20 protein-coding genes and 1 pseudogene are annotated in these 19,655 nt (G+C 60.8%); 3 read left to right on the forward strand and 18 right to left on the reverse strand.

The genetic code is table 11. The annotated features are described in order from the left end of the window. Positions 1-57: 57 nt before the first annotated feature. Positions 58-828, reverse strand: a complete 771-nt coding sequence (gene tam / locus AAEZ10_RS13750; protein ID WP_350569595.1) for a trans-aconitate 2-methyltransferase — start codon at positions 826-828, stop codon at positions 58-60. A 159-nt stretch (positions 829-987) separates the two neighbouring features. Here tam and AAEZ10_RS13755 point away from each other — a divergent pair, with 159 nt between their 5' ends. Then, positions 988-1,398: a low affinity iron permease family protein gene (locus AAEZ10_RS13755; RefSeq protein WP_016771301.1), complete on the forward strand. Its 411-nt coding sequence runs from the start codon at positions 988-990 to the stop codon at positions 1,396-1,398. Positions 1,399-1,559: 161 nt separating this feature from the next. Here AAEZ10_RS13755 and AAEZ10_RS13760 read toward each other — a convergent pair whose 3' ends face one another. The 10 genes and pseudogenes from AAEZ10_RS13760 to AAEZ10_RS13805 all read right to left on the reverse strand — a co-directional run bounded on the left by AAEZ10_RS13760 (position 1,560) and on the right by AAEZ10_RS13805 (position 11,587). Then, the gene (locus tag AAEZ10_RS13760; protein ID WP_110644971.1) at positions 1,560-2,063 is read right to left on the reverse strand and encodes a DUF4142 domain-containing protein; all 504 of its coding nucleotides are present in this window, start codon (positions 2,061-2,063) and stop codon (positions 1,560-1,562) included. Positions 2,064-2,215: 152 nt separating this feature from the next. Beyond that, entirely contained in the window at positions 2,216-3,565 is a 1,350-nt protein-coding gene (locus AAEZ10_RS13765) for a sensor domain-containing protein (protein ID WP_073475793.1), read from the reverse strand. 75 nt (positions 3,566-3,640) lie between these two features. Next, positions 3,641-4,279, reverse strand: coding sequence for a LysE family translocator (locus AAEZ10_RS13770; protein WP_016771303.1), 639 nt, complete (start codon positions 4,277-4,279; stop codon positions 3,641-3,643). Between the two features lie 61 nt (positions 4,280-4,340). Next, a pseudogene (locus AAEZ10_RS13775) lies at positions 4,341-4,472 on the reverse strand (glutathione transferase); the annotation flags it as partial. Continuing rightward, positions 4,471-5,205, reverse strand: a complete 735-nt coding sequence (locus AAEZ10_RS13780; RefSeq protein ID WP_350569598.1) for a PA3715 family protein — start codon at positions 5,203-5,205, stop codon at positions 4,471-4,473. The pseudogene AAEZ10_RS13775 and the gene AAEZ10_RS13780, both read right to left, overlap by 2 nt. Positions 5,206-5,399: 194 nt before the next feature. Then, positions 5,400-6,731: an MFS transporter gene (locus tag AAEZ10_RS13785; RefSeq protein ID WP_350569599.1), complete on the reverse strand. Its 1,332-nt coding sequence runs from the start codon at positions 6,729-6,731 to the stop codon at positions 5,400-5,402. Between the two features lie 187 nt (positions 6,732-6,918). Further along, complete coding sequence (locus AAEZ10_RS13790; protein WP_350569601.1) at positions 6,919-7,845, reverse strand: hydroxymethylglutaryl-CoA lyase; 927 nt, start codon at positions 7,843-7,845, stop codon at positions 6,919-6,921. Continuing rightward, positions 7,842-9,035 (reverse strand): CaiB/BaiF CoA transferase family protein, encoded by a 1,194-nt coding sequence (locus AAEZ10_RS13795; protein ID WP_350569603.1) that lies wholly within the window; start codon positions 9,033-9,035, stop codon positions 7,842-7,844. Before AAEZ10_RS13795 ends, AAEZ10_RS13790 begins: the two co-directional genes overlap by 4 nt. 252 nt (positions 9,036-9,287) lie before the next feature. Continuing rightward, a complete protein-coding gene (locus AAEZ10_RS13800) occupies positions 9,288-10,193 on the reverse strand; it encodes a LysR family transcriptional regulator (protein ID WP_110644965.1) in 906 nt (301 codons plus the stop codon). A 62-nt stretch (positions 10,194-10,255) separates the two neighbouring features. Then, on the reverse strand, positions 10,256-11,587 hold the full coding sequence (locus AAEZ10_RS13805; protein WP_339100438.1) for an NHL repeat-containing protein: 1,332 nt from the start codon (positions 11,585-11,587) through the stop codon (positions 10,256-10,258). A gap of 191 nt (positions 11,588-11,778) precedes the next feature. Here AAEZ10_RS13805 and AAEZ10_RS13810 point away from each other — a divergent pair, with 191 nt between their 5' ends. Beyond that, the gene (locus tag AAEZ10_RS13810) at positions 11,779-12,456 is read left to right on the forward strand and encodes a hypothetical protein (protein WP_273528319.1); all 678 of its coding nucleotides are present in this window, start codon (positions 11,779-11,781) and stop codon (positions 12,454-12,456) included. Here the strand turns inward: AAEZ10_RS13810 and yiaY are convergent. Next, a complete protein-coding gene (yiaY, locus tag AAEZ10_RS13815) occupies positions 12,417-13,565 on the reverse strand; it encodes an L-threonine dehydrogenase (RefSeq protein WP_339100439.1) in 1,149 nt (382 codons plus the stop codon). The two genes, AAEZ10_RS13810 and yiaY, sit on opposite strands and share 40 nt — an antisense overlap. 154 nt (positions 13,566-13,719) lie before the next feature. Here yiaY and AAEZ10_RS13820 point away from each other — a divergent pair, with 154 nt between their 5' ends. Then, positions 13,720-14,739 carry a DUF4917 family protein gene (locus AAEZ10_RS13820; protein WP_339100440.1) on the forward strand — a complete coding sequence of 340 codons (1,020 nt, stop codon included), beginning with the start codon at positions 13,720-13,722 and terminating at the stop codon, positions 14,737-14,739. Between the two features lie 111 nt (positions 14,740-14,850). On the opposite strand, the gene AAEZ10_RS13825 is transcribed toward AAEZ10_RS13820, so the two are convergent. The 6 genes from AAEZ10_RS13825 to AAEZ10_RS13850 form a co-directional block, all read right to left on the reverse strand. After that, complete coding sequence (locus AAEZ10_RS13825; protein WP_071174640.1) at positions 14,851-15,195, reverse strand: YegP family protein; 345 nt, start codon at positions 15,193-15,195, stop codon at positions 14,851-14,853. An 80-nt stretch (positions 15,196-15,275) separates the two neighbouring features. Further along, complete coding sequence (locus AAEZ10_RS13830; protein ID WP_122752000.1) at positions 15,276-15,857, reverse strand: DJ-1/PfpI family protein; 582 nt, start codon at positions 15,855-15,857, stop codon at positions 15,276-15,278. A gap of 177 nt (positions 15,858-16,034) precedes the next feature. Then, positions 16,035-17,261, reverse strand: a complete 1,227-nt coding sequence (locus AAEZ10_RS13835) for a class I SAM-dependent methyltransferase (RefSeq protein WP_350569607.1) — start codon at positions 17,259-17,261, stop codon at positions 16,035-16,037. 311 nt (positions 17,262-17,572) lie between these two features. Continuing rightward, entirely contained in the window at positions 17,573-18,190 is a 618-nt protein-coding gene (locus AAEZ10_RS13840) for a TPM domain-containing protein (RefSeq protein WP_024011959.1), read from the reverse strand. Between the two features lie 33 nt (positions 18,191-18,223). Further along, positions 18,224-18,976, reverse strand: coding sequence for a TPM domain-containing protein (locus AAEZ10_RS13845; RefSeq protein WP_223630012.1), 753 nt, complete (start codon positions 18,974-18,976; stop codon positions 18,224-18,226). A 13-nt stretch (positions 18,977-18,989) separates the two neighbouring features. After that, the gene (locus AAEZ10_RS13850) at positions 18,990-19,598 is read right to left on the reverse strand and encodes a LemA family protein (RefSeq protein WP_024011957.1); all 609 of its coding nucleotides are present in this window, start codon (positions 19,596-19,598) and stop codon (positions 18,990-18,992) included. Between the last annotated feature and the right edge of the window lie 57 nt (positions 19,599-19,655).

The raw sequence follows: 19,655 nt of genomic DNA on the forward strand, positions 1-19,655 counted from the left end.
GACCTGAACCAATGCGTCGAACTCACGATAAAAAACGAGCTAGACGAATGAATATTTTCAACGGGTCGCAACAATAAACAAACGTGGAAACGGCAACAGCACCGAGCCGTCAGCCAAGGCCGGATAAGCATTGGCAACCTCCGCCAGATACCGCCGCAGATACTGCGCCCGCTCCTCCTCGGTCAATGGGCTCAGGAATGGAATCAACCCGCTACCCTTGAACCACTCCACCACCCCCGCCGCCCCGTCCCGAAGTCGGTGGTGATAGGTGGTGCGCCACACATCGACCCGCGCGCAATGCGGGCGCAGCATTGAAAAATACTCACTGGCACTGGCCATGTCGGTACGCTGCCCGGCTGCGTCTGCCAGCTTGCTCGCCCACGGCCCATTGGCGGCGACTTCACGCATCAAGCGGTGGGACGGGTCGTTGAGGTTGTCCGGCATCTGGATCGCCAGGCTGCCACCATCTGAAAGCTTGCTCGCCAGGGCTGGCAGCAACGAAGCGTGATCAGGCACCCATTGCAGCACCGCATTGGCGAAGATCACATCGAACGGGCCTTCATCGGTCCACTTGTCGATCTCGGCCACCTCGAACTGCACATCGGGCAAGCGCTTGCGCGCGGCGGCGATCATGTCCGCCGAACTGTCCAGGCCACTGACCCGGGCCTCGGGAAAACGCTGCACCAGCAACTCGGTGGAATTGCCCGGCCCGCAACCAATATCCACCACCGCCCGGGCGTGCGCCGTGGGTATCGCCGCCAACAGATCACGGGCCGGGCGGGTGCGTTCATCTTCGAAAGCGACGTATTGCTGGGCAGACCAACTCATTGCGTTCTCCTGTTGGGGTTTTCTGTCGACTGTCGACACGATACCGCGATCTGCGCCGTACGCCTTCCCTACCAAAGTCCTGCACCGAAACTTGTAAACAGAATTTTCAGCGCAACGCCGATGTCTGAATTTCAAGCTCCCAAAACAAGGACTCCCATCATGAAATTCGCAAAAATTGCCCAAAAACTTGCCCTGTGGGCCGGTAGCCCGAAGACGTTCATGGGGGCGTTGATTCTGATCGGGTTGTGGGGTTTGAGCGGGCCGATTTTCGGTTACAACGACACTTGGCAACTGATCATCAATACTTCGACGACGATCATCACGTTCCTGATGGTATTCCTGATTCAGAACACGCAGAACCGCGATACCGACATTCTGCACTTGAAACTCGATGAGCTGCTGCGGGTGAACAAGGAAGCGCAGAACGCGATGCTCGGGCTGGAGGCGCTGGATCTGAAACAGCTTGAAGCGCTGCGCCGGCATTACCGCGCGCTGGGTGAGAATCAGGTGTTCGATCTTGAGGGGCTTGGCGACAAGAGCAAGCCAAAGCAGGATTTGAATGAGTGCTGAGCAAGTAAACACACCCTGTGGGAGCGAGCCTGCTCGCGAAGACGGAGGGTCAGTCAAAACATCATTGACTGACAGACCGCTTTCGCGAGCAGGCTCGCTCCCACAGGGGAAGCATCGCTTTTCAACTCAAGATTTCGTTCGCGCTGAACAATACGGCGAAGTTAGCGACTGGCCTGCAACGCCCGGGCCTTCTCCAGATGGCTTTGCAGCTTCGGCAAAGTCTCATCGGCAAACGCTTTGATTTCCGGCACGTCGGTGGTCTGTGCCTGTTGCTCAATCTGGGTGATGGCCTCTTCGGTCGCCTTGACCTGACTGGCGGCGTAAGCCTGATCGAATGTCGCGCCGTCCTTCACTTCCGGCATCAACTCTTTGGCCTTGTCGGCGAGTTCTTCGCGGGGGGCAACCGGCAGGTCGAGTTTCTTGGCGATCTTCGCCAGATGCTGGTTGGCTGTAGTGCGGTCGTTGATCACAACGATGGTGTAATCCTTGACCTCTTTCGATTCGGTCTTGCCGTGGGCCTGACGGCTGGCTTCGATGTCAGCCATGCCTTTGGCGGAGGCATCGTTGATGAATTCGGCAGGCGACTGGGCGAACGCACTGCTGGCGCACAGGCCCAGCAGGGTTGCAAAACTGACGTTACGTAAACGGGTGGCCATCCGGCTCATGGTCGCGCCCTCCTTCGTGGAAAATTCAAACGGGCCGTGATTCGCCCGCTGCTCAAATGTCGCGGCGGACAATTGTCCGCCTCAGTTAGGAATGCTTTAGCGGTCAAAGGTTTAGAAAATCTGCCTGAACCGCGACGAACGGCGCGCTCGCTTCAGCTGCCCAATGCCCGATGATTCAGGCGTTTGGCCGCATACATGGCTTGATCGGCATGCCGGAACAGTTGCTGTTCTTCTTCACCGTGTTCAGGGAAACGCGCCACGCCGATGCTCGGTTCGATACGCAGGTCATGGCCGTCGAGGCGCATGGGCTGCGCCAGCACCTGACGGATTTTTCCGGCGACACTGTCGGCATCTTCGGCGGCATGCACGCTATGCAACAGCACGACAAACTCATCGCCACCGATACGCGCCACAGTGTCGGTTTCACGCACGCAGCCTTTCAGCCGATTGGCCACGGTTTGCAGGAGCATGTCACCGACGGCATGGCCATGGGTGTCGTTGACCTGTTTGAAGCGATCCAGATCGACATACAGCAGCGCCATGTGTCCGTGCACGGTTCGCGCATGGGCCAACGCAGCCCTGAGCCGATCACGCAGCAGTTCGCGGTTGGGCAGTTGCGTCAGTTGATCATATTGCGCCATGCGCTTGAGCCGCGCATGCAGTTGCTGACGTTCGATGGCCGTGGCGACTTGTGCGCAGACGTATTGCAGCAGTTCCTTGTCCTGCTCGGTGTAGCGTTCGCCGCCAGCGAGGCTTTTGACGATCAAGGCGCCGATGGTGCCGTTTTTTGAGCTCAGCGGTACGCCGAGCCAGCAAGGCGCGTTCTGCTCCGCCACCAGCGCAGCGAAGTCGGGCGTGGCATCGGCGCTGTCCGGGGTCAGCAACATTGGCTGGCCGCTGCGGATCACTTGCGCGCAAAGCCGTCCGATGACGGTGCCGGGCTGCTCGGGCTGCAATTCGTGATCGTCGACGTGATAGGGAAAATTCAGCTGCCCGCAGTGTTCGTCGTACAGCGCCACGGAAAAATTCAGCGCCGGCAGCCATTCGCCAATGAGCAAATGGACGCGTTTGAACAGCGCCAGCAAATCTTCCGCCGCATGCGCCGCCTCGGAAATTGCGTACAACGCCGCTTGCCGCGATTCGGCCTGCTTGCGCTCGGTGATATCGCGGGCGACGGCGATGCGCAGTTGGTCGACCTCCGACCAGCGCGCCGACCAGGAAATATGCGCGACGCTGCCGTCCTTGCGCAGGTAGCGGTTCTCGAAATTGTGCTTCGGGTCGCCGCCCATGATTTCGCCTGCGGCCGCGAGGGTGCGCTGGCGATCGGCCGGGTGCACCAGCTCGATCATCGAGCGGCCGATCAGTTCGTCAGGCGTGTAGCCGAAAATCCGCTCGCAGGCAGCGCTGACAAAAACGAAACGGCCCTGTTTGTCGACCGCGCAAACGGCGTCCAGCAACAGGTCCATGTAGCTCGCCAGCGGCGCAGGGTTAGGGCTTTGCATGGTTCTACGGGGTGTCCGCGCAGTGCAGCGATTTCAATCGTCCATGATCGTGATTGCGCGTCCCTGCCCATTTCATCAAGTCTTGTTCGGCAGCAGCCCCGGCAGCGCGTGCATCAACGCATTGATGGCGAAGCCGATAAACATCACGCCGCATAAACGGGTGATGAGCAGCTCATGACGCTGATACACCGTGCGCACCCGCTGCGCGCCGACCACGCCGATGAGGATAGCGTAAGCCAGAGCACCGCCGATGAAACTCAGGGCGATCAGTGCGGGCAGCATCGACCAGTTGAGCAGTTCGGCGCGGCTCGACAGCAGCGCCGTGAAGGTCGCCACCGCCACCGGGTAGGCCTTGGGATTGGTCAGTCCGAAGACGATGCCGTGCCAGAACGGCTGCCGCGCCGCCCCTTGCGCCTCGTCGCCGCTGCGGCGTTGGGCACGCACCGCACGCCAGCCGAGCCAGAACAGGTACACCGCGCTGAGCACGCCGAGTACATCGAACGCGGTGCTGCCGATTTCCCGCGCACCGACAATCGCCACCAGCGCGGTGCTGCACCAGATCACATCGCCGAGCAGATGCCCACACAGAAACCCCGCCCCGGCGCGCCGCCCATGGGCCGCGCCAATCCCGAACACCGCCAGCACGCCCGGCCCGGGGGTGATCCCGTAGATGAAACCCGAAGCCAGAACGGCCAACAGCAATGATGGAGTCATGAGAAACCTGCAAGCGCCAGAACACGTGGCGCAGAGTCTATATCACCGCGATTGAAGCGGATCAGGGTTCGTCGCAGAAACGCATGCCGGGATACGGTTTCTGCCGACACGTAGCCCGCCGCGATTGCAAATCGCCGACATGGACCTCGAGCTTGTGCCCGTCGGGATCGAGGAAGTAGAACGACGCGCCTTCAATAGCCTCTCAGATTTTCGGGAATGAAATATTGCTGTCCGTCATAGCGCAACGTGGTCAGCACCGGCTTTTCGTGGGTAGTTTTCGACTCGCAGGTGTCGGGTGGCCCCTCACCGACCAGCCCCGTGGTGACCGAGCGGACAATGATATCGGCGTAACCATGGGAACTGGTTTTGCCCATCTCAAGCGTACGCACCGTCTCCGAGCGCTCTCCGGCGCAATTGCCATCCCATTCGCCACTGAAGCTGTAGACGACCAAACGATCCAGCACCGGGCGCAGTTTGTCGCCCTCTTTCACGTAGAGCGACAGCAGGGTTTCATCCAGCGGATTGACGCGCGACGAGCCTTTGAAATTGGCGCGTACGCCGAAGGCACGGAGGTCGGACGTGAGTTTATAACGCGCCGTATCCAGCTCCAGACTCTCCAGCGCGATGGCATCGGAGAGAAACGCCGACCGCTGATGATAGGTCGCCAGCGGCTTGGGGCTGCCAGCGGTAGTGACGGCCAGAGCCAGATCGTATGAACCCACCCTGCCGTCCTGGCCATAGACCGGATCGGGCACGAACGTCGATAGCGCGGTAATCGTCAGCGACGGATAAGCCGGCCAGTCCTTGCACAAAGAAAAGTCCGCTTCGCCACTGACCGCAGGCGGCGTGCAATCGGCCCAAGCCTGCCCAGCCATCAACCACCCGCAGAGCGCCGCAGCGGTGATCCACGTGGACTTCATTGTCACTTCCCGCTCCTTGAAGATATTTCCAGGCGCGCACTATCCCTTTCTGCATCGGAGGATTCAACAGATCTGGCCAGCGAATCCTCTCATGTGTCTGAAGTCGGAATTCGCGAGCAGGCTCGCTCCCACAGGAAATCCGCATTGCAAATGTGGGAGCGAGCCTGCTCGCGAAGGCGTCATCGCCGACGCCGCCAATCTCAATACTTGTCCAGCGTACGCAACTTCTGCGGCAAGCCCCACAGCAGCAAAGCGGCCGCAATCAGCGCGGCGACGCCGATGACGTACAGCGCCGGGGTGGTGCTGCCGGTGAGGTCCTTGATGCGCCCGACCATGACCGGGCTGACGATCCCGCCAAATTGCCCCAGGGTATTGATCACCGCGATCCCGCCCGCTGCGCCGGCACCGGCGCCCGCCAGCAGTTTCGGTGGCAGGGTCCAGAAGCTCGGAATCGAAGCGATGATGCCCGCGCCGAGCAGGCCGAGCGCGACGATCAGGAAGGTCGTGTGGCTGGCGAAGATTCCCGCGCTGAAAAAGCCGATCGCGCCGACGATCACCAGCCCGGCGACAAACTTGCGCCGTTCACCGGTGGCGTCTGACAAGCGCCCGATCACCACCATGCTGATCGCCCCGCAGATGTACGGAATGGCGGTCAGCAGGCCGATCATCACCGGGCTTTCGGTGCCGGCGCTGCGGATCAATTGCGGTGCCCAGAAATTCAAACCGTAGGACGCGACCTGGATCAGGAAGTAGATCAAACCCAACGTCAGGAACCCGGGAATTTTCAGCGCCGCGAGCAATGAGCCGCCGCTCTTGTGTGGTTCGTGATGAGCGATGCGACTGGAGAGCAATTTCTTCTCGTCAGCGGTGAGCCAGTGCGCATCCTCGATGCGGTCCTTGAGCTGGGTCAGCACCAGAAAACCGAGTGCGATGCATGGCACGCCTCCGAGCAGGAACAACCAGTGCCAGCCGCGCATCTGCAACACGCCGTCAAGGTGTTGCAACACCAAGCCCGAGAACGGCGCGCCGACCAGCCCGGCAAACGCCGAGGCAAGGAACAGCATCGAGGTGATGCGGCCACGGAAGTGCTGCGGAAACCACAGGGTCAGGTAATACAGCACGCCCGGGGCAAAGCCGGCTTCCATCGCACCGATGACGAAGCGCAGCGCATAGAACTGCCATTCGCTGTTGACGAAGACCATCGCCGCCGTCGCCACGCCCCACGACATCATGATCCGCGCGATCCAGCGCCGCGCGCCGACCTTGTACAGCATCATGTTGCTCGGCACTTCGAACAGCACGTAACCGACCACGAACAGCCCGGCGCCCAAGCCATACGCGGTATCGCTCAGGCTCAGGTCGGTCTGCAACTGGAATTTGGCGAAGCTGATGTTGATGCGATCGAAAAAGGCGAACAGGTAGCAGACCATAATCAGCGGCATCAGGCGCCAGGCGACTTTGCTGATCAGGGCTTTTTCGGCGTCGTGATCGACGGACGGATTCACGCCCGCCTTCATTACGTTGAGGCTCATAGATTTTCTCCAGGCGGACTACCGATGGGCGTCCGATTGTTTTTGTTGTCTGGTGATGACGCTCACTGTGGAGCGCTTTTGTGTGGGAGCTGGCTTGCCAGCGATGGCGTCAGTTCAGCTAACGCTTTCGTTGCATTTGCTGCCGTCATCGCGGGCAAGCCCGCTCCCACAGGGGTACTGGTGTGTCTCAGGTCGGCATCGGATGCAGATCGCAATTGCGCCCGGCCTTGGCCAGTTGGCCGGGGACATCGTGGCCCAGCAGCGCCGGCAAGCCGCGCGAAAGCTTCAGCAACAGCGGCAAATCGATCCCGGTGGGAATGCCGACTTCAGCGCACAGGTTCACCAGGTCTTCGGTGCAGATGTTGCCCGACGCCCCCGGCGCGAACGGACAGCCACCGAGGCCACCCAGCGCCGCATCGAAGCGCCGCGCGCCGGCCTCGTAAGCGGCCAGCACATTGCACAGACCAAGGCCTCGGGTGTTGTGGAAATGCAGGGTCAGATCGGCGGGCGAAACCCGTTGCAAAACGCGCCGCACCAAGCGATCCACCTGACGCGGATTGGCCATGCCGGTGGTGTCGGCGAGGCTGATGCCCTGAATGCCGAGCTCCTGATAAGCGTCGACGATTTGCAGCACGCGATCCTCGTCAATCTTGCCTTCGAACGGGCAGCCGAACGTGGTGGCGATGCTGCCGTTGAGGCGCACACCTGAGCCGCTGACAAACGCAACGATGTCAGCGAACGCCGCCAGCGACTCTTCGCAACGCATGCGCATATTGGCCAGGTTGTGGGTCTGGCTGGCAGACATCACCAGGTTTAACTCATCGGCATTCGCCGCCAGTGCGCGTTGCGCGCCTTTGAGGTTGGGGATCAACGCCACGTAAATAACACCCGGCTGACGCTGGATGCCTTTGAACACTTGCTCGCCGTCACGGAGGGCCGGAATGGCTTTGGGCGAGACGAACGAGCCGGCTTCGATGCGGCTGAATCCGGCCTGTGACAATTGATTGATCAGGGCGATCTTGTCAGCGGTTTCCACCCACGTCGGCTCGATCTGCAAACCGTCGCGGGGCGAGACTTCCTGGACGATCAGGGTTTGCGAATAGTCAGTGATCATTGCACCACCCCCTGGCCTTTCAGACGTTCGATATCGAGTTCAGTCAGGCCAAGATTGGCGAGAATAGCGTCGGTGTGCTGGCCCAGTTTCGGCCCGGACCAGTTCACCCCGCCGGGGGTCTCCGAGAGTTTGGGGACAATGCCGGGCATCTTCACCGTTGCGCCACCGGGCAACTCGGCATCGAGCAGCATGTCCCGCGCCTGATAGTGCGGATCGGCGACGATGTCAGCCACCGAGTAGATGCGCCCGGCCGGCACTTCAGCGGCTTCGAGGGCGGCCAGTACCTCGTCGATTGGCAGGCTGCTGGTCCAGTGTGTGATGGCTGCATCGAGCAAACCGCTCTGCGCCGCGCGGCCGTCGTTGTGGGCGAACTCTTCTGCCTCGGCCAGATCAGCACGGCCGATGGTGTGCATCAGACGCTTGTAGATCGGGTCGCTGTTGCCGGCAATCACCACGTAGGCGCCGTCGGCGGTGAGGTAGGTGTTGGAGGGCGCGATGCCCGGCAAGGCGCCGCCGCTGCGTTCGCGGACATGGCCGAGCATGTCGTATTCCGGCACCAGACTTTCCATGACATTGAACACGCTTTCGGCCAGCGACACATCGACGATCTGTCCACCGCCCTGCCCGGTCTTGACCCGCAACAGCGACATCAGCGCGCCGATCACCGCGTGCAGCGAGGCCAGCGAATCGCCGAGGCTGACACCGACTCGCGCCGGTGGCGAACCGGGTGTGCCGGTGGTGTAGCGGATGCCGCCCATGGCCTCGCCAATCGCACCGAAACCAGGCCGGTCGCGGTACGGGCCGGTCTGGCCGTAGCCGGAGATACGCACCAGGGTCAGGTTTGGATTCAAGGCATGCAGCACGTCCCAACCAAGACCGAGTTTTTCCAGCGCACCGGGGCGCAGATTTTCGATGATCACGTCGGCGTCGCCGGCCAGTTGCTTGACCAGCTCGATGCCTTCAGCGGATTTGAGATTGAGCGCCAGGGATTTCTTGTTGCGCGATTGCAGGTACCACCACAGCGATGTGCCTTCGTGCAGCTTGCGCCATTTGCGCAGCGGGTCGCCCTGACCCATGGCTTCGATCTTGATCACCTCGGCGCCGAACTCGGCAAGCATGCGCGCGGCAAACGGCGCGGCGATCAGGGTGCCGATCTCGATCACTTTGATTGCACTCAAAGGGGCAGTCATCGCGGGTACCTCTTGTTCTTGGAATATGTCGCCAAGGCTAGAGGAACGATGATCGGCGAATCCAGCCGTCTCTCGGCAATGGGCGTTCGCGAAATGCGAATGCTCCGCTGTGATTGCGTGGTGAATTCAGGGCCGCCTTCGCGAGCAGGCTCGCTCCCACAAGGATCTGTAGTGGTTTCAGATTCTGTGTTCACACAAGTTCAATGTGGGAGCGAGCCTGCTCGCGAAGAGGCCATCAGCCGCAATGAAGATCTACCGCCCGCGCAAATGCTCAAACAACATCCGGCTCACCGGCGACAACCCTGCCTCATCGCGCACCACCACAATCAGCGCGCGATCCGCCCAGTCGTCGGTCAGCGGCACCGCACGCAAGCCCAGTGCCTGACCAAACAACTCATAGGCTCGCTGCGGCAGAATGCCGATGCCCATGTTCGCCTGGACCATCCGGCACACCGCATCGAATCCCGGCACATGAATGCGGATGCGCAGGACTTTGCCGGCCTGCCGCGCGGCCGCATGGGTACGCATGTTGATCGAACTGGCTGCGTGCAAGCCGACGTAATCGCTGTCGAGAGTTTCATCGAAAGTCACCGATGCGCGCGTAGCCAACGGATGCTCCGGGAGCATCACCACCACCAGTTTGTCCTGGCGGTACAACACGCTGTGCAGGCCTTTGGTGTCGCTGTCGTCGGAGCAGATGCCGAGGTCGGCGACGCCATCGAGCACGCCCTGAATCACCCCGGCGCTGGGGCGTTCTTCAAGGTCGGTCTTGACCTGCGGATGCCGCGCGGAGAAGTCGCGCAAGTCTTCAGGCAGGAACTGAATGATCGCCGAAAGATTGGCCAGCATGCGCACGTAACCCCGCACACCGTGGCTGTGCTCGCCCAGCTCCAGGCCCATCTTCTCCACATTGAAGAGCATCTGCCGGGCATGGTGCAGCAGGGTTTCACCGGCCGGCGTGAGGATCATGCCTTTGGCCTGACGCACGAACAAAGCGATGCCCAGCGCCTCCTCCAACTCCATCAGGCGCTTGCTCGCCGCCGACACCGCGATGGCCTCGCGCGCAGCCGCACGGGTCAACGTGCCTTCCTCATGGACGGCGACGAACAGTTGCAGAGTGATCAGGTCGAGACGGCGGATCAGGCTTTTTTGCAGCATGGTGGGCTCGAAGGCAGGGTTCATCCGAGCCGGCAGGATAGCCCGGTTTTACCGCTGACTGCTCAGTTGCCCATGTTGGCGCGCTGTTTTGTGACAGGTGCGGTCAGCAAGCGAACCAGCTGCGCGCTGTCGTCCCTGCGACCCAACACCAGGATCGAAGAGCCTTGCAGGCAGGCATCGATGGCTGGCCATGAAATGTCCTTCGCGCCCTCGACATCAAACGAATCATCCAATGCGCCATCGACCAGAAAGCCTCCCGTCAACAAGCCTCGTGCGCTGCCCGAGGTCTGTCCGACCGCAACGATCCGTTGGCCGGCGATGTCATCCAGCGCAAACCCTGCTTGCCAACCTCTCAGGTCGAGTTCATGCGCCGTCGGGCTGAGGACAGGGTTGTTGAACGCGTCATCCATTTGGCCGGCGTAGGTAATACCACTGATGAACCCGTGTTGCAGTTTCGTGCCTTGCGTTGACTCGACCGCCGAACCGAGCAGAAGCAGGCGCTGCGCCGTTTGCACAGCAATGTCCGCCACGCTGCTTTCGAGCAGCTTGCCATCGCGCTGAATGTTCAACAGCAGTACACCCTTGTCGCCGAACGCTTGTGCAACTTTCCCGTTGTGGTCGAACGCCATGACCAATCCCTGATTGGTTACTTCCGTTTTGCCATGCAGCAGAATCAGCCCATCGTCGAGCTGGATGATCCCGGACAGCGAAATGGCCACGCCTGGCAGCGACAGGGGCAGCCAACCGTTGCTGGCGAACGATAAATCGTCCGAGCCATCGAGATGGAATCGCGTCAACAGGCCACTGCCCTTTTGCGCTGTCACAAACAGCAGCCTGTCCGGCTGCGCAAGCTGCGGATCGGATTTCGCCAGCAGCAGTTGCCCATGGGTGGCCCCAAAAAGTGCCGGAATCCGCATGGGCACAATCAGGTAGCCATTCCTGTCGCCGCCGAACTCGATATCCGGCGAACCGTCGGGCAGAAACCGCGCGATGACTTGCTGGTATTCAAGCGTCTGGTCTTTGACCACGCCAATCACACCGCACATCCAGATCCGTCCGAGCGCATCAACAATCAACGGCCCGCCTTGCGTGAGCGAGCCTGTGCCGAACTCGCCATTGAGATATCCGCCGTCGCCGAAGGCCGGATCCGGATTGCCATCGGCATCCAGCCGCGCAAGGCCGTAGTACGAATGGCCCGATAGCTCGACGGTAGCGCTGACCATGATCTGCCCCGAAGGCGTGATCGCCACGCCTTTGGCAATGGTCTTGCCCGCTCCGGGAAATTTCAGCGTTCGCAGACCAAACAGAGCATCCAGCTCCCCGGCTGACTGCGCGGTTGGGGGCAATGGCGCGTTGGATTCCGGCATGTTCGTATTCTCCTGTGGGATCGACATCGATCCCCTCGCTGAGAGCATTCGACCCGAAGAAGCCACGCCGGACAACTGACACAAATGACAGTTTTTTAGACGGAAACGAAATTGATCACCGTGCAAAAAAGACTGGAGGACTGGTAGTTCTTACAGGTTCGAATTCAGGCACGTCATGCCAACCTCAGCGTTCAAATCAGTCATGGACGAGAAGAACGATGAGCACTTGCGACGAGCAAATGTCACAACCTGCCCCGGCCCCTACCATCACCTACCCCGAGGAGGCCAGCACGACGGGACCTGCGACATTGTTGCTCGGCAGCGGCATGCCCGATGCGCTTGTACAGGTCTGGAACATTGAAAACACCCATTCGCTCGGTGCAGGGCTGGTCAGCGCAAAGGGACGATGGGCGTTCAGCATCAGCGGCGCCCAGGCTCCAGGCCAGCAGAAGATTCACGCCCACCAGACGTATGCAGGCATCACGTCTGAATGGAGTGAAGAGCGCGGATATGAGGTGCGACTGCGGCCCGAAATCGACGTCCCGGGCGTCTTCGAACCGCTTGAGGGAGCGGAGGTAAATGCGCCTCTGATGTTGTCGGGAGATGTCACACGGGCCGAGGGTTTCGTCAGTATTTTCGATCTGGACACTGGCCTGGAGATTGCCAGAGCAGCGGTCGAAAGCGACCGGAAATGGCAAACACCGGCTGCACACTCATTGGCAGTCGGGCAGTACCGTATATCCGCCGTTCACAACATCGCCGGCCAGGTTTCAGACTGGGGCCGTGTGCGAACATTTACCGTGGTCGCAGAAGCAAGCGAAGGACTGTTCGACTTCGCTCGCCTGCGCGCCTTCATTCAAAACGCGTTGCGGAAAATTTCCTCGATCTGGCGCTGATCTGCCGCCCGTGGATTGGTCAGTCCACAGGCGTCCTTCAAGGCGTTGGTGGCGAGCACCGGGATATCGCTGAGTTTCGCGCCCAGCTCACGCAGTCCGCCGGGAATCTCGACGTCTTTGGCAAGGTTGCGAATGGTATTGATCGCCGCCTGCGCGCCCTCCTCTGCGCTGAAACCACGAATATCCGCGCCCATGGCGTGGGCGACATCCCTGAGTCGGTCAGCGCAGACCAGCGCATTGAAACTCTGCACATGTGGCAGCAGCACGGCGTTACAGACGCCGTGGGGCAAGTCGTAGTAGCCGCCGAGTTGATGCGCCATGGCGTGGACAAATCCAAGTGAGGCGTTATTGAACGCCATGCCGGCGAGGAACTGCGCGTAAGCCATGTTCTCCCGCGCCGCGAGGTCGCTGCCGTCGCGCACGGCCAGACGCAGATTGCTGCTGATCAGGCTCATGGCCTTCAAAGCGCAGGCGTCGGTGATCGGGTTGGCGGCGGTCGAGACGTAGGCTTCGATGGCGTGGGTCAGCGCGTCCATGCCGGTGGCGGCGGTGAGGCTTTTGGGCATGGCGACCATCAGTTCCGGATCGTTGACTGACAGCAGCGGCGTGACGTTGCGGTCGACGATGGCCATTTTCACGTGGCGCGATTCGTCGGTGATGATGCAGAAGCGGGTCATTTCGCTGGCAGTGCCGGCGGTGGTGTTGATGGCGATCAGCGGCAATTGCGGCTTGCTCGAGCGGTCGACGCCCTCGTAATCGCCGATCTGCCCGCCATTGGTTGCGCACAGCGCGATGCCCTTGGCGCAATCGTGTGGCGAGCCGCCACCCAGCGACACGACGAAATCGCAACGGCTTTCCTTCAACAGCCCCAACCCGGATTCGACATTGGCCGTGGTCGGGTTCGGTCTGGCGCCATCGAAGATCACCGAATCGATGTCCTGCATCGCCAGTTTCTCGGCGATCATTGCGGCCACGCCCGCCTTGGCCAGCCCGGCGTCGGTGACAATCAGCGCCTTGCGAAAACCATAATTGCGAATCGCGACCATGGCTTCGTCGAGGCAGCCGCTGCCCATGATGTTGACCGCCGGAATGAAGAAGGTGCTGCTCATCGTGTGTCTCCTGACTGAAGCCGGATCGACTGCCTCGATTCGGCGGGTGCACACAGGATCGACCGATCGGTCACGAGCAATGTTGATCTGGCTCAATGTCCGCTCGTGATAAAGTCGCCGTCCATCTGCCCTTTGTTTTGAGACCGCCCACGCAATGACCGATTTTCTCGATGTCGACGCCACCCTCGAAGACTGGAATGCCTTGCGCGCCGCGAACGATTTCCAGGGTTTGCTGGTGGGCAATGGCGCCAGCCGCGCGGTGTGGGATGACTTCGGCTACGACTCGCTGTTCGAAAACGCCCGTACGGTCGAAGAGAAACCGCTGAGCCCATCGGAACTGGCGGTGTTCGACGCGCTGCAAACCCGCAGCTTCGAGCAAGTGCTGGGCGCCCTGAAAACCACCAGCCGGGTCAACAAGGCGCTGGCGGTCAGCTCGGCGGCGCCGCGCAATCGCTATTACGCGATCAAGGAAGCGCTGATCAACACCGTGCACGCGGTGCACATCCCGTGGCGGCTGGTGCAGCCTTCGACGCTGGCGGTGCTCAATGCTGAACTGACGCGCTATCGCACGGTGTTCACCACCAACTACGACCTGCTCAATTACTGGGCGCTGCAACACCCGGGCGAGGCCATCGACGACCTGTTCAACGGCGCGGACGCGAGTTTCGATCTGAGCCAGAGCGCCACCGACAAACCGCGTCTGCTGTACCTGCACGGTGGTCTGCATCTGGTGCGTAATCAGGACGGCACCGCACGCAAACTGACCTCGACCGAGGGCACCCTGCTCGGCAGTTTCGCCATCAACAATACGATCAAGACCCTGGACGACGTGCCTCTGTTCGTCACCGAAGGGCCGAGCGCCGACAAGCTCAAGACCATTCGCAGCTCCGATTATCTGTCGTTCTGCTACGAGCAATTACTGGCCCATGGCGACAGCCTGTGCATCTTCGGCCATGCCCTGGGCGAGCAGGATGCGCACCTGGTGCGCGCGTTGCGCCTGGCCCGACCGAAATGCGTGGCGATCTCGATTTACCCGCGCAGTGCCGCGTTCATCCAGCATCAGAAGCGTCACTACGCCAAGGTGTTTGAAGGTACCGGGGTTGAGTTGCGGTTCTTTGATGCCAAGAGCCATGCGTTGGGTGATCCGCAGTTGTCGGTACCGGTTGAGGTATGAACCAAGATCAAAAGATCGCAGCCTTCGGCAGTTCCTACATGGAAATGCATTCCAGGTGTAGGAGCTGACGAAGGCTGCGATCTTTTGATTTCAAAGGCTCATGCCCTGAGCTCAGAGGACAGGCAGGGTCTTGTCCTTGATGGTTTTCGTCGGGCCGTTGGCCTTCACGCTGGCGATGCCCTTGTCGCACGCGCCATCCGATGAATACGACTCGCTGCTGCCGATGACCTGGTGATTGGCCGCCTTGAGATTGAAGTACGGGTGGCCGTCCTTGGTCGATTTTTTCTCGTAACGCTCGTCCAGCGGGCTGTTGGCCTGCACCGAGGCGATGCCGCCGTCGGCGCCGGCGCGGGTGCTGTAGAGCTCGCTGGTCAGAATCGTTTCGGCGTTCGCCGCTTTCAACACGAACCTGAATTGGCCGTTGCTGCTTTTGCTCACTTCGTACCATCCGGACATGTCTGTTTCTCCTGGGGGCGATTGAGAGATTTCGCGCTTCAGAGTAAAGACCAGCGTCTGCGATCTGTCGCCTGCCTCGACTACAAGGTGATTTTCGTACCGAGCAGACCGAGGAAACCGGCCAGCCATTCAGGATGCGCCGGCCACGCCGGAGCGGTGGCGAAATTCCCCTGAACATGGCCATCGGTCACCGGAATGTCGATGTAGGTGCCGCCGGCCAGACGTACTTCCGGGGCGCAGGCCGGATAAGCGCTGCACTCACGCCCCTCGAGCACACCCGCCGCCGCGAGCAGTTGCGCACCATGGCAGACCGCTGCGATGGGCTTGCCGGCGTTGTCGAACGCGCGCACCAGTTCGAGGACTTTGTCGTTCAGCCGCAGGTATTCCGGCGCACGACCGCCGGGAATCAGCAGCGCGTCGTAATCAGTTTCGCGGGCCTTGGCGAAGTCGAAATTGAGCGCGAACAGGTGACCGGGTTTTTCGCTGTAGGTCTGATCACCTTCAAAATCATGAATCGCCGTGCGCACGGTGCTGCCGGCGGACTTGTCCGGGCACACGGCGTGGACCGTGTGGCCGACCATCTGCAGGGCCTGGAACGGCACCATCACTTCGTAGTCTTCGACGTAATCGCCGACCAGCATCAGGATCTTTTTCGCGGCCATGGGAATACTCCTCGGGGAAAGGTCTGGGAGTATTCAAGGTAGACCCAAATTGAGCTGCAAGCTGCAAGCTTCAAGCTTCAAGCTTCAAGCTTCAAGAAAAAATAGGATCACCCATATCAGGCACACCAGCGTCATGCTGCAACTTGCAGCTTGCCGCTTGAAGCTTGCGGCTGCCTGTTAAGGCATATAGCCGTCAGCGCGCAGCAGTGTTTCCAGGCAGTGTTCGCTGATGTGGTAGAACGCCTTGAGCTCTGTGATCTTCGCCAACAACTGCGTCGGATCAACCGGCTCGGCGCGTTTCACCGCGAGAATCATCTTGTTCTTGTTGGTGTGTTCCAGCGAAATGAATTCGAAGACTTTGGTCTCGTAACCGCACGCTTCGAGGAACAGCGCGCGCAAGCTGTCGGTGACCATTTCCGCCTGTTGGCCGAGGTGCAAGCCGTATTGCAGCATCGGCTTGAGCAGCGCCGGGCTCTGGATCTGCAGGCGGATCTGTTTGTGACAGCACGGTGAGCACATGATGATCGACGCACCCGAGCGGATGCCGGTGTGGATCGCGTAATCGGTGGCAATGTCGCAGGCATGCAGGGCGATCATCACGTCCAGCTCACTCGGCGCCACTGTGCGCACGTCACCGCACTTGAACACCAGCCCCGGATGCTCAAGCTTCGCCGCAGCGGCGTTGCACAGGTTGACCATTTCTTCGCGCAGCTCGACGCCGGTGACTTCGCCCGCGGCCTTCAGCGTGTTGCGCAGGTAGTCGTGAATGGCGAACGTCAGGTAGCCCTTGCCCGAACCGAAATCGGCGACCCGCACCGGTTTGTCCAGCGCCAGCGGCGACGAGGTCAGGGCATGGCTGAACACTTCGATGAACTTGTTGATCTGCTTCCACTTGCGCGACATCGCCGGGATCAGCTCGTGTTGCGCATTGGTCACGCCCAAGTCCTTGAGGAACGGGCGGCTCAACTCAAGAAAGCGGTTTTTCTCGCGGTTGTGCTCGGCGGACGGCGCTTCACGCAATTGCTGAGGTTTGCTCTTGAACAGCGAACTCTTGCCCTTTTTGCTGTATTCCAGCTGCGCTTCGTCGGTCAGCGCCAGTAAATGCGCATTTTTGAACGAGGTCGGCAGCAGACCGGCAATCAGCGCCACGCCCTCGTCAAGCGGCAGGTTCTTGGTGATGTCGCGGGTCTTGTAGCGATAAACGAAAGACAGACACGGCTGCGCCTTGACCGTCACCGGTTTGATGATGACCCGCTGCAGATCCGCCTCTTCACCGACGTACTTGGCCAGCACCAGCTTGATAAAACCGCTGTCGTCGAGGCTGGTTTGCAGCAGCTCGATGAACTGGGCGTGGTGATCGGCGGCCGGTTTGGCGGACGGCGCGGAAGAAGCGGAAACGGACATGGACAAACGGCCTCGGACGGGCGGAATCGGGAGTGACGGGTATTTTAGGGGGGATGGGGGTTGGGGACACCCTCTTATTTACCCAACGGTGCAGAAGCCCCTCACCCCAGCCCTCTCCCGGAGGGAGAGGGGGCCGATCGCGCTGTTCTCCAGAACTACGCCGACCTGAAAAAACGAGCCGAACTCAGGTTCTCAATCCATAGCCGACTCGGACGTTCAGGTCGGTGTCGAGCAAAGGACACCTCGGTCGGCTCCCTCTCCCTCCGGGAGAGGGCTGGGGTGAGGGTCTGGGGCTCAAGTGAAAAGCCATATCAGCCCAACACCACCAACCGATTCGGCAACTCGTTCCGCACCTGCGTCACCGGCACGTGCACCTTCAACAACTCGCCACACGCCTCCACGCACGTGACAAACCCTTCCAGCGTGCGCCCCTGCCTGACCTGTTCGGTAAACGCCGCGACAATCGCGTCCCAGTTGCTGTTGTCCAGCCGTTTGGAAATCCCCTCGTCCACCAGAATTTCCACATAGCGCTCAGCCTCGCAGACAAAAATCAGCACGCCGGTGCTGCCCACGGTGTGGTGCAGGTTCTGTTCGAGAAACTGCCGCCGCGCCAGGTTGGAAGCGCGCCAGTGGCGCACGCGGCGCGGCACCAGATGCGTGGTGATTTTTGGCAGACGAAACAGCAGGCAGAGGACGATGAACATACCCCATTGCACCAGCAGCAGACTGCGCAGGGTCAGCCAGCCCGTGAGGTAGTGGACGATGCCCGGCAACACCAGCGCCAGCAGGCTGGCCCAGAGCAGCGGGATGTACGCGTAATCGTCGGCACGGGCAGCGAGCACCGTGACCAGTTCGGCGTCGGTGTCGCGCTCGACCCGGGCGATGGCCTCGGCGACTTTGCGTTGTTCGTGTTCAGTCAGTAATGCCATGTCGAAAAGTGCCTGCTCATTATTCTTTTGATCTCACCAGCCGCCGGACGAACCGCCGCCGCCGAAACTGCCCCCGCCACCGCTGAAGCCGCCACCGCCTCCGCCGCCGAATCCGCCCCCACCGCCAAAGCCGCCCCCTCCTCCGGAGCCACCCCGGCCGGCAGGCAGGATACCGAGCATCTGGCAGACAAACACCGTCACGATGAACAACATCACCAGAAACATGAACAGCGCAGGGTGCCGCGAGATGAAATCATCCGCCGGGTCGCCGCTGGATTCGTACACGGTGGACGGCTCATCGAGCGGATTGCCACCGAGCACCACCAACATCGCCGCAACGCCATCGCTGATGCCTTTGCTGAAGTTGCCGGCCTTGAACGCCGGCGTGATGACCTGATGAATGATCACCGACGACTGCGCATCGGTCAGGCGATCCTCCAGGCCATAGCCGACTTCGATGCGCAGTTTGCGCTCGTCACGGGCGACGATCAGCAAGGCGCCGTTGTTCTTGTCCTTCTGGCCGATGCCCCAGTGCCGACCAAGCTGAACGCCGAAATCCTCGATGGTGGTGCCCTGCAGATCCGGCAGCGTGACCACCACCAATTGCTCGCCGGTGGCCTGCTCGTGCGCCTGCAATTGCTGGCTCAGTTGCGCGCGAATCGATGGCTCGAGCATCTGCGCCTGATCGACCACGCGCCCGCTCAGCGGCGGAAACGTCAATTCGGCCCGGGCGCTGACGGCGAACAGCCACAGCAGCAGCACCAGGCCCAGTTTCAACACACGCATGGGCAACCTCGAATCAGAATTTCACTTCCGGGGCTTTTTCCGCGCCGGGCGTGGTGGCTTCGAAGGTTTCGCGCATCGGCAGATCGCTGTACATCACGCTGTGCCACAGGCGACCGGGGAAGGTGCGGATCTCGGTGTTGTACTTCTGCACCGCCAGAATAAAGTCGCGACGCGCCACGGCAATGCGGTTTTCCGTGCCTTCGAGTTGCGATTGCAGAGCGAGGAAGTTCTGGTTGGCCTTCAGATCCGGGTAGCGCTCGGAGACCACCATCAAGCGGCTCAATGCGCCGGTCAATTGATCCTGCGCCTGCTGGAACTGCTTGAGTTTCTCGGGGTTGTCGAGGGTGCTGGCATCGACCTGAATCGAGGTGGCCTTGGCCCGCGCTTCAATCACGGCGGTCAGGGTTTCCTGCTCATGGGCGGCATAGCCCTTCACGGTTTCCACCAGATTGGGGATCAGGTCGGCACGGCGCTGGTACTGGTTCTGCACCTGGCCCCAGGCGGCTTTGGCCTGTTCGTCGAGCGTCGGGATATTGTTGATGCCGCACGCGGTCAACAGCGTGGCGAACACCAGCAACGTGGCGATCTGTAACCGTGAACGGGAGGTTGAGCTGATATTCATTGCAGTGATGCTCCATGACACATTTGATTTAAAAACCGAGCGCTGGGCATTCCCGGC

The sequence above is a fragment of the Pseudomonas sp. H26/SER47-MNA-CIBAN-0231 genome (assembly GCF_040310465.1).
Taxonomy (GTDB): domain Bacteria; phylum Pseudomonadota; class Gammaproteobacteria; order Pseudomonadales; family Pseudomonadaceae; genus Aquipseudomonas; species Aquipseudomonas atacamensis.

Coding starts and splice junctions, on each gene's coding strand:
- tam (WP_350569595.1), bottom strand. CDS start 828: ATGAGTTGGTCTGCCCAGCAATACGTCGCTTTCGAAGATGAACGCACC.
- AAEZ10_RS13755 (WP_016771301.1), top strand. CDS start 988: ATGAAATTCGCAAAAATTGCCCAAAAACTTGCCCTGTGGGCCGGTAGC.
- AAEZ10_RS13760 (WP_110644971.1), bottom strand. CDS start 2,063: ATGAGCCGGATGGCCACCCGTTTACGTAACGTCAGTTTTGCAACCCTG.
- AAEZ10_RS13765 (WP_073475793.1), bottom strand. CDS start 3,565: ATGCAAAGCCCTAACCCTGCGCCGCTGGCGAGCTACATGGACCTGTTG.
- AAEZ10_RS13770 (WP_016771303.1), bottom strand. CDS start 4,279: ATGACTCCATCATTGCTGTTGGCCGTTCTGGCTTCGGGTTTCATCTAC.
- AAEZ10_RS13785 (WP_350569599.1), bottom strand. CDS start 6,731: ATGAGCCTCAACGTAATGAAGGCGGGCGTGAATCCGTCCGTCGATCAC.
- AAEZ10_RS13790 (WP_350569601.1), bottom strand. CDS start 7,845: ATGATCACTGACTATTCGCAAACCCTGATCGTCCAGGAAGTCTCGCCC.
- AAEZ10_RS13795 (WP_350569603.1), bottom strand. CDS start 9,035: ATGACTGCCCCTTTGAGTGCAATCAAAGTGATCGAGATCGGCACCCTG.
- AAEZ10_RS13800 (WP_110644965.1), bottom strand. CDS start 10,193: ATGCTGCAAAAAAGCCTGATCCGCCGTCTCGACCTGATCACTCTGCAA.
- AAEZ10_RS13805 (WP_339100438.1), bottom strand. CDS start 11,587: ATGTCGATCCCACAGGAGAATACGAACATGCCGGAATCCAACGCGCCA.
- AAEZ10_RS13810 (WP_273528319.1), top strand. CDS start 11,779: ATGAGCACTTGCGACGAGCAAATGTCACAACCTGCCCCGGCCCCTACC.
- yiaY (WP_339100439.1), bottom strand. CDS start 13,565: ATGAGCAGCACCTTCTTCATTCCGGCGGTCAACATCATGGGCAGCGGC.
- AAEZ10_RS13820 (WP_339100440.1), top strand. CDS start 13,720: ATGACCGATTTTCTCGATGTCGACGCCACCCTCGAAGACTGGAATGCC.
- AAEZ10_RS13825 (WP_071174640.1), bottom strand. CDS start 15,195: ATGTCCGGATGGTACGAAGTGAGCAAAAGCAGCAACGGCCAATTCAGG.
- AAEZ10_RS13830 (WP_122752000.1), bottom strand. CDS start 15,857: ATGGCCGCGAAAAAGATCCTGATGCTGGTCGGCGATTACGTCGAAGAC.
- AAEZ10_RS13835 (WP_350569607.1), bottom strand. CDS start 17,261: ATGTCCGTTTCCGCTTCTTCCGCGCCGTCCGCCAAACCGGCCGCCGAT.
- AAEZ10_RS13840 (WP_024011959.1), bottom strand. CDS start 18,190: ATGGCATTACTGACTGAACACGAACAACGCAAAGTCGCCGAGGCCATC.
- AAEZ10_RS13845 (WP_223630012.1), bottom strand. CDS start 18,976: ATGCGTGTGTTGAAACTGGGCCTGGTGCTGCTGCTGTGGCTGTTCGCC.
- AAEZ10_RS13850 (WP_024011957.1), bottom strand. CDS start 19,598: ATGAATATCAGCTCAACCTCCCGTTCACGGTTACAGATCGCCACGTTG.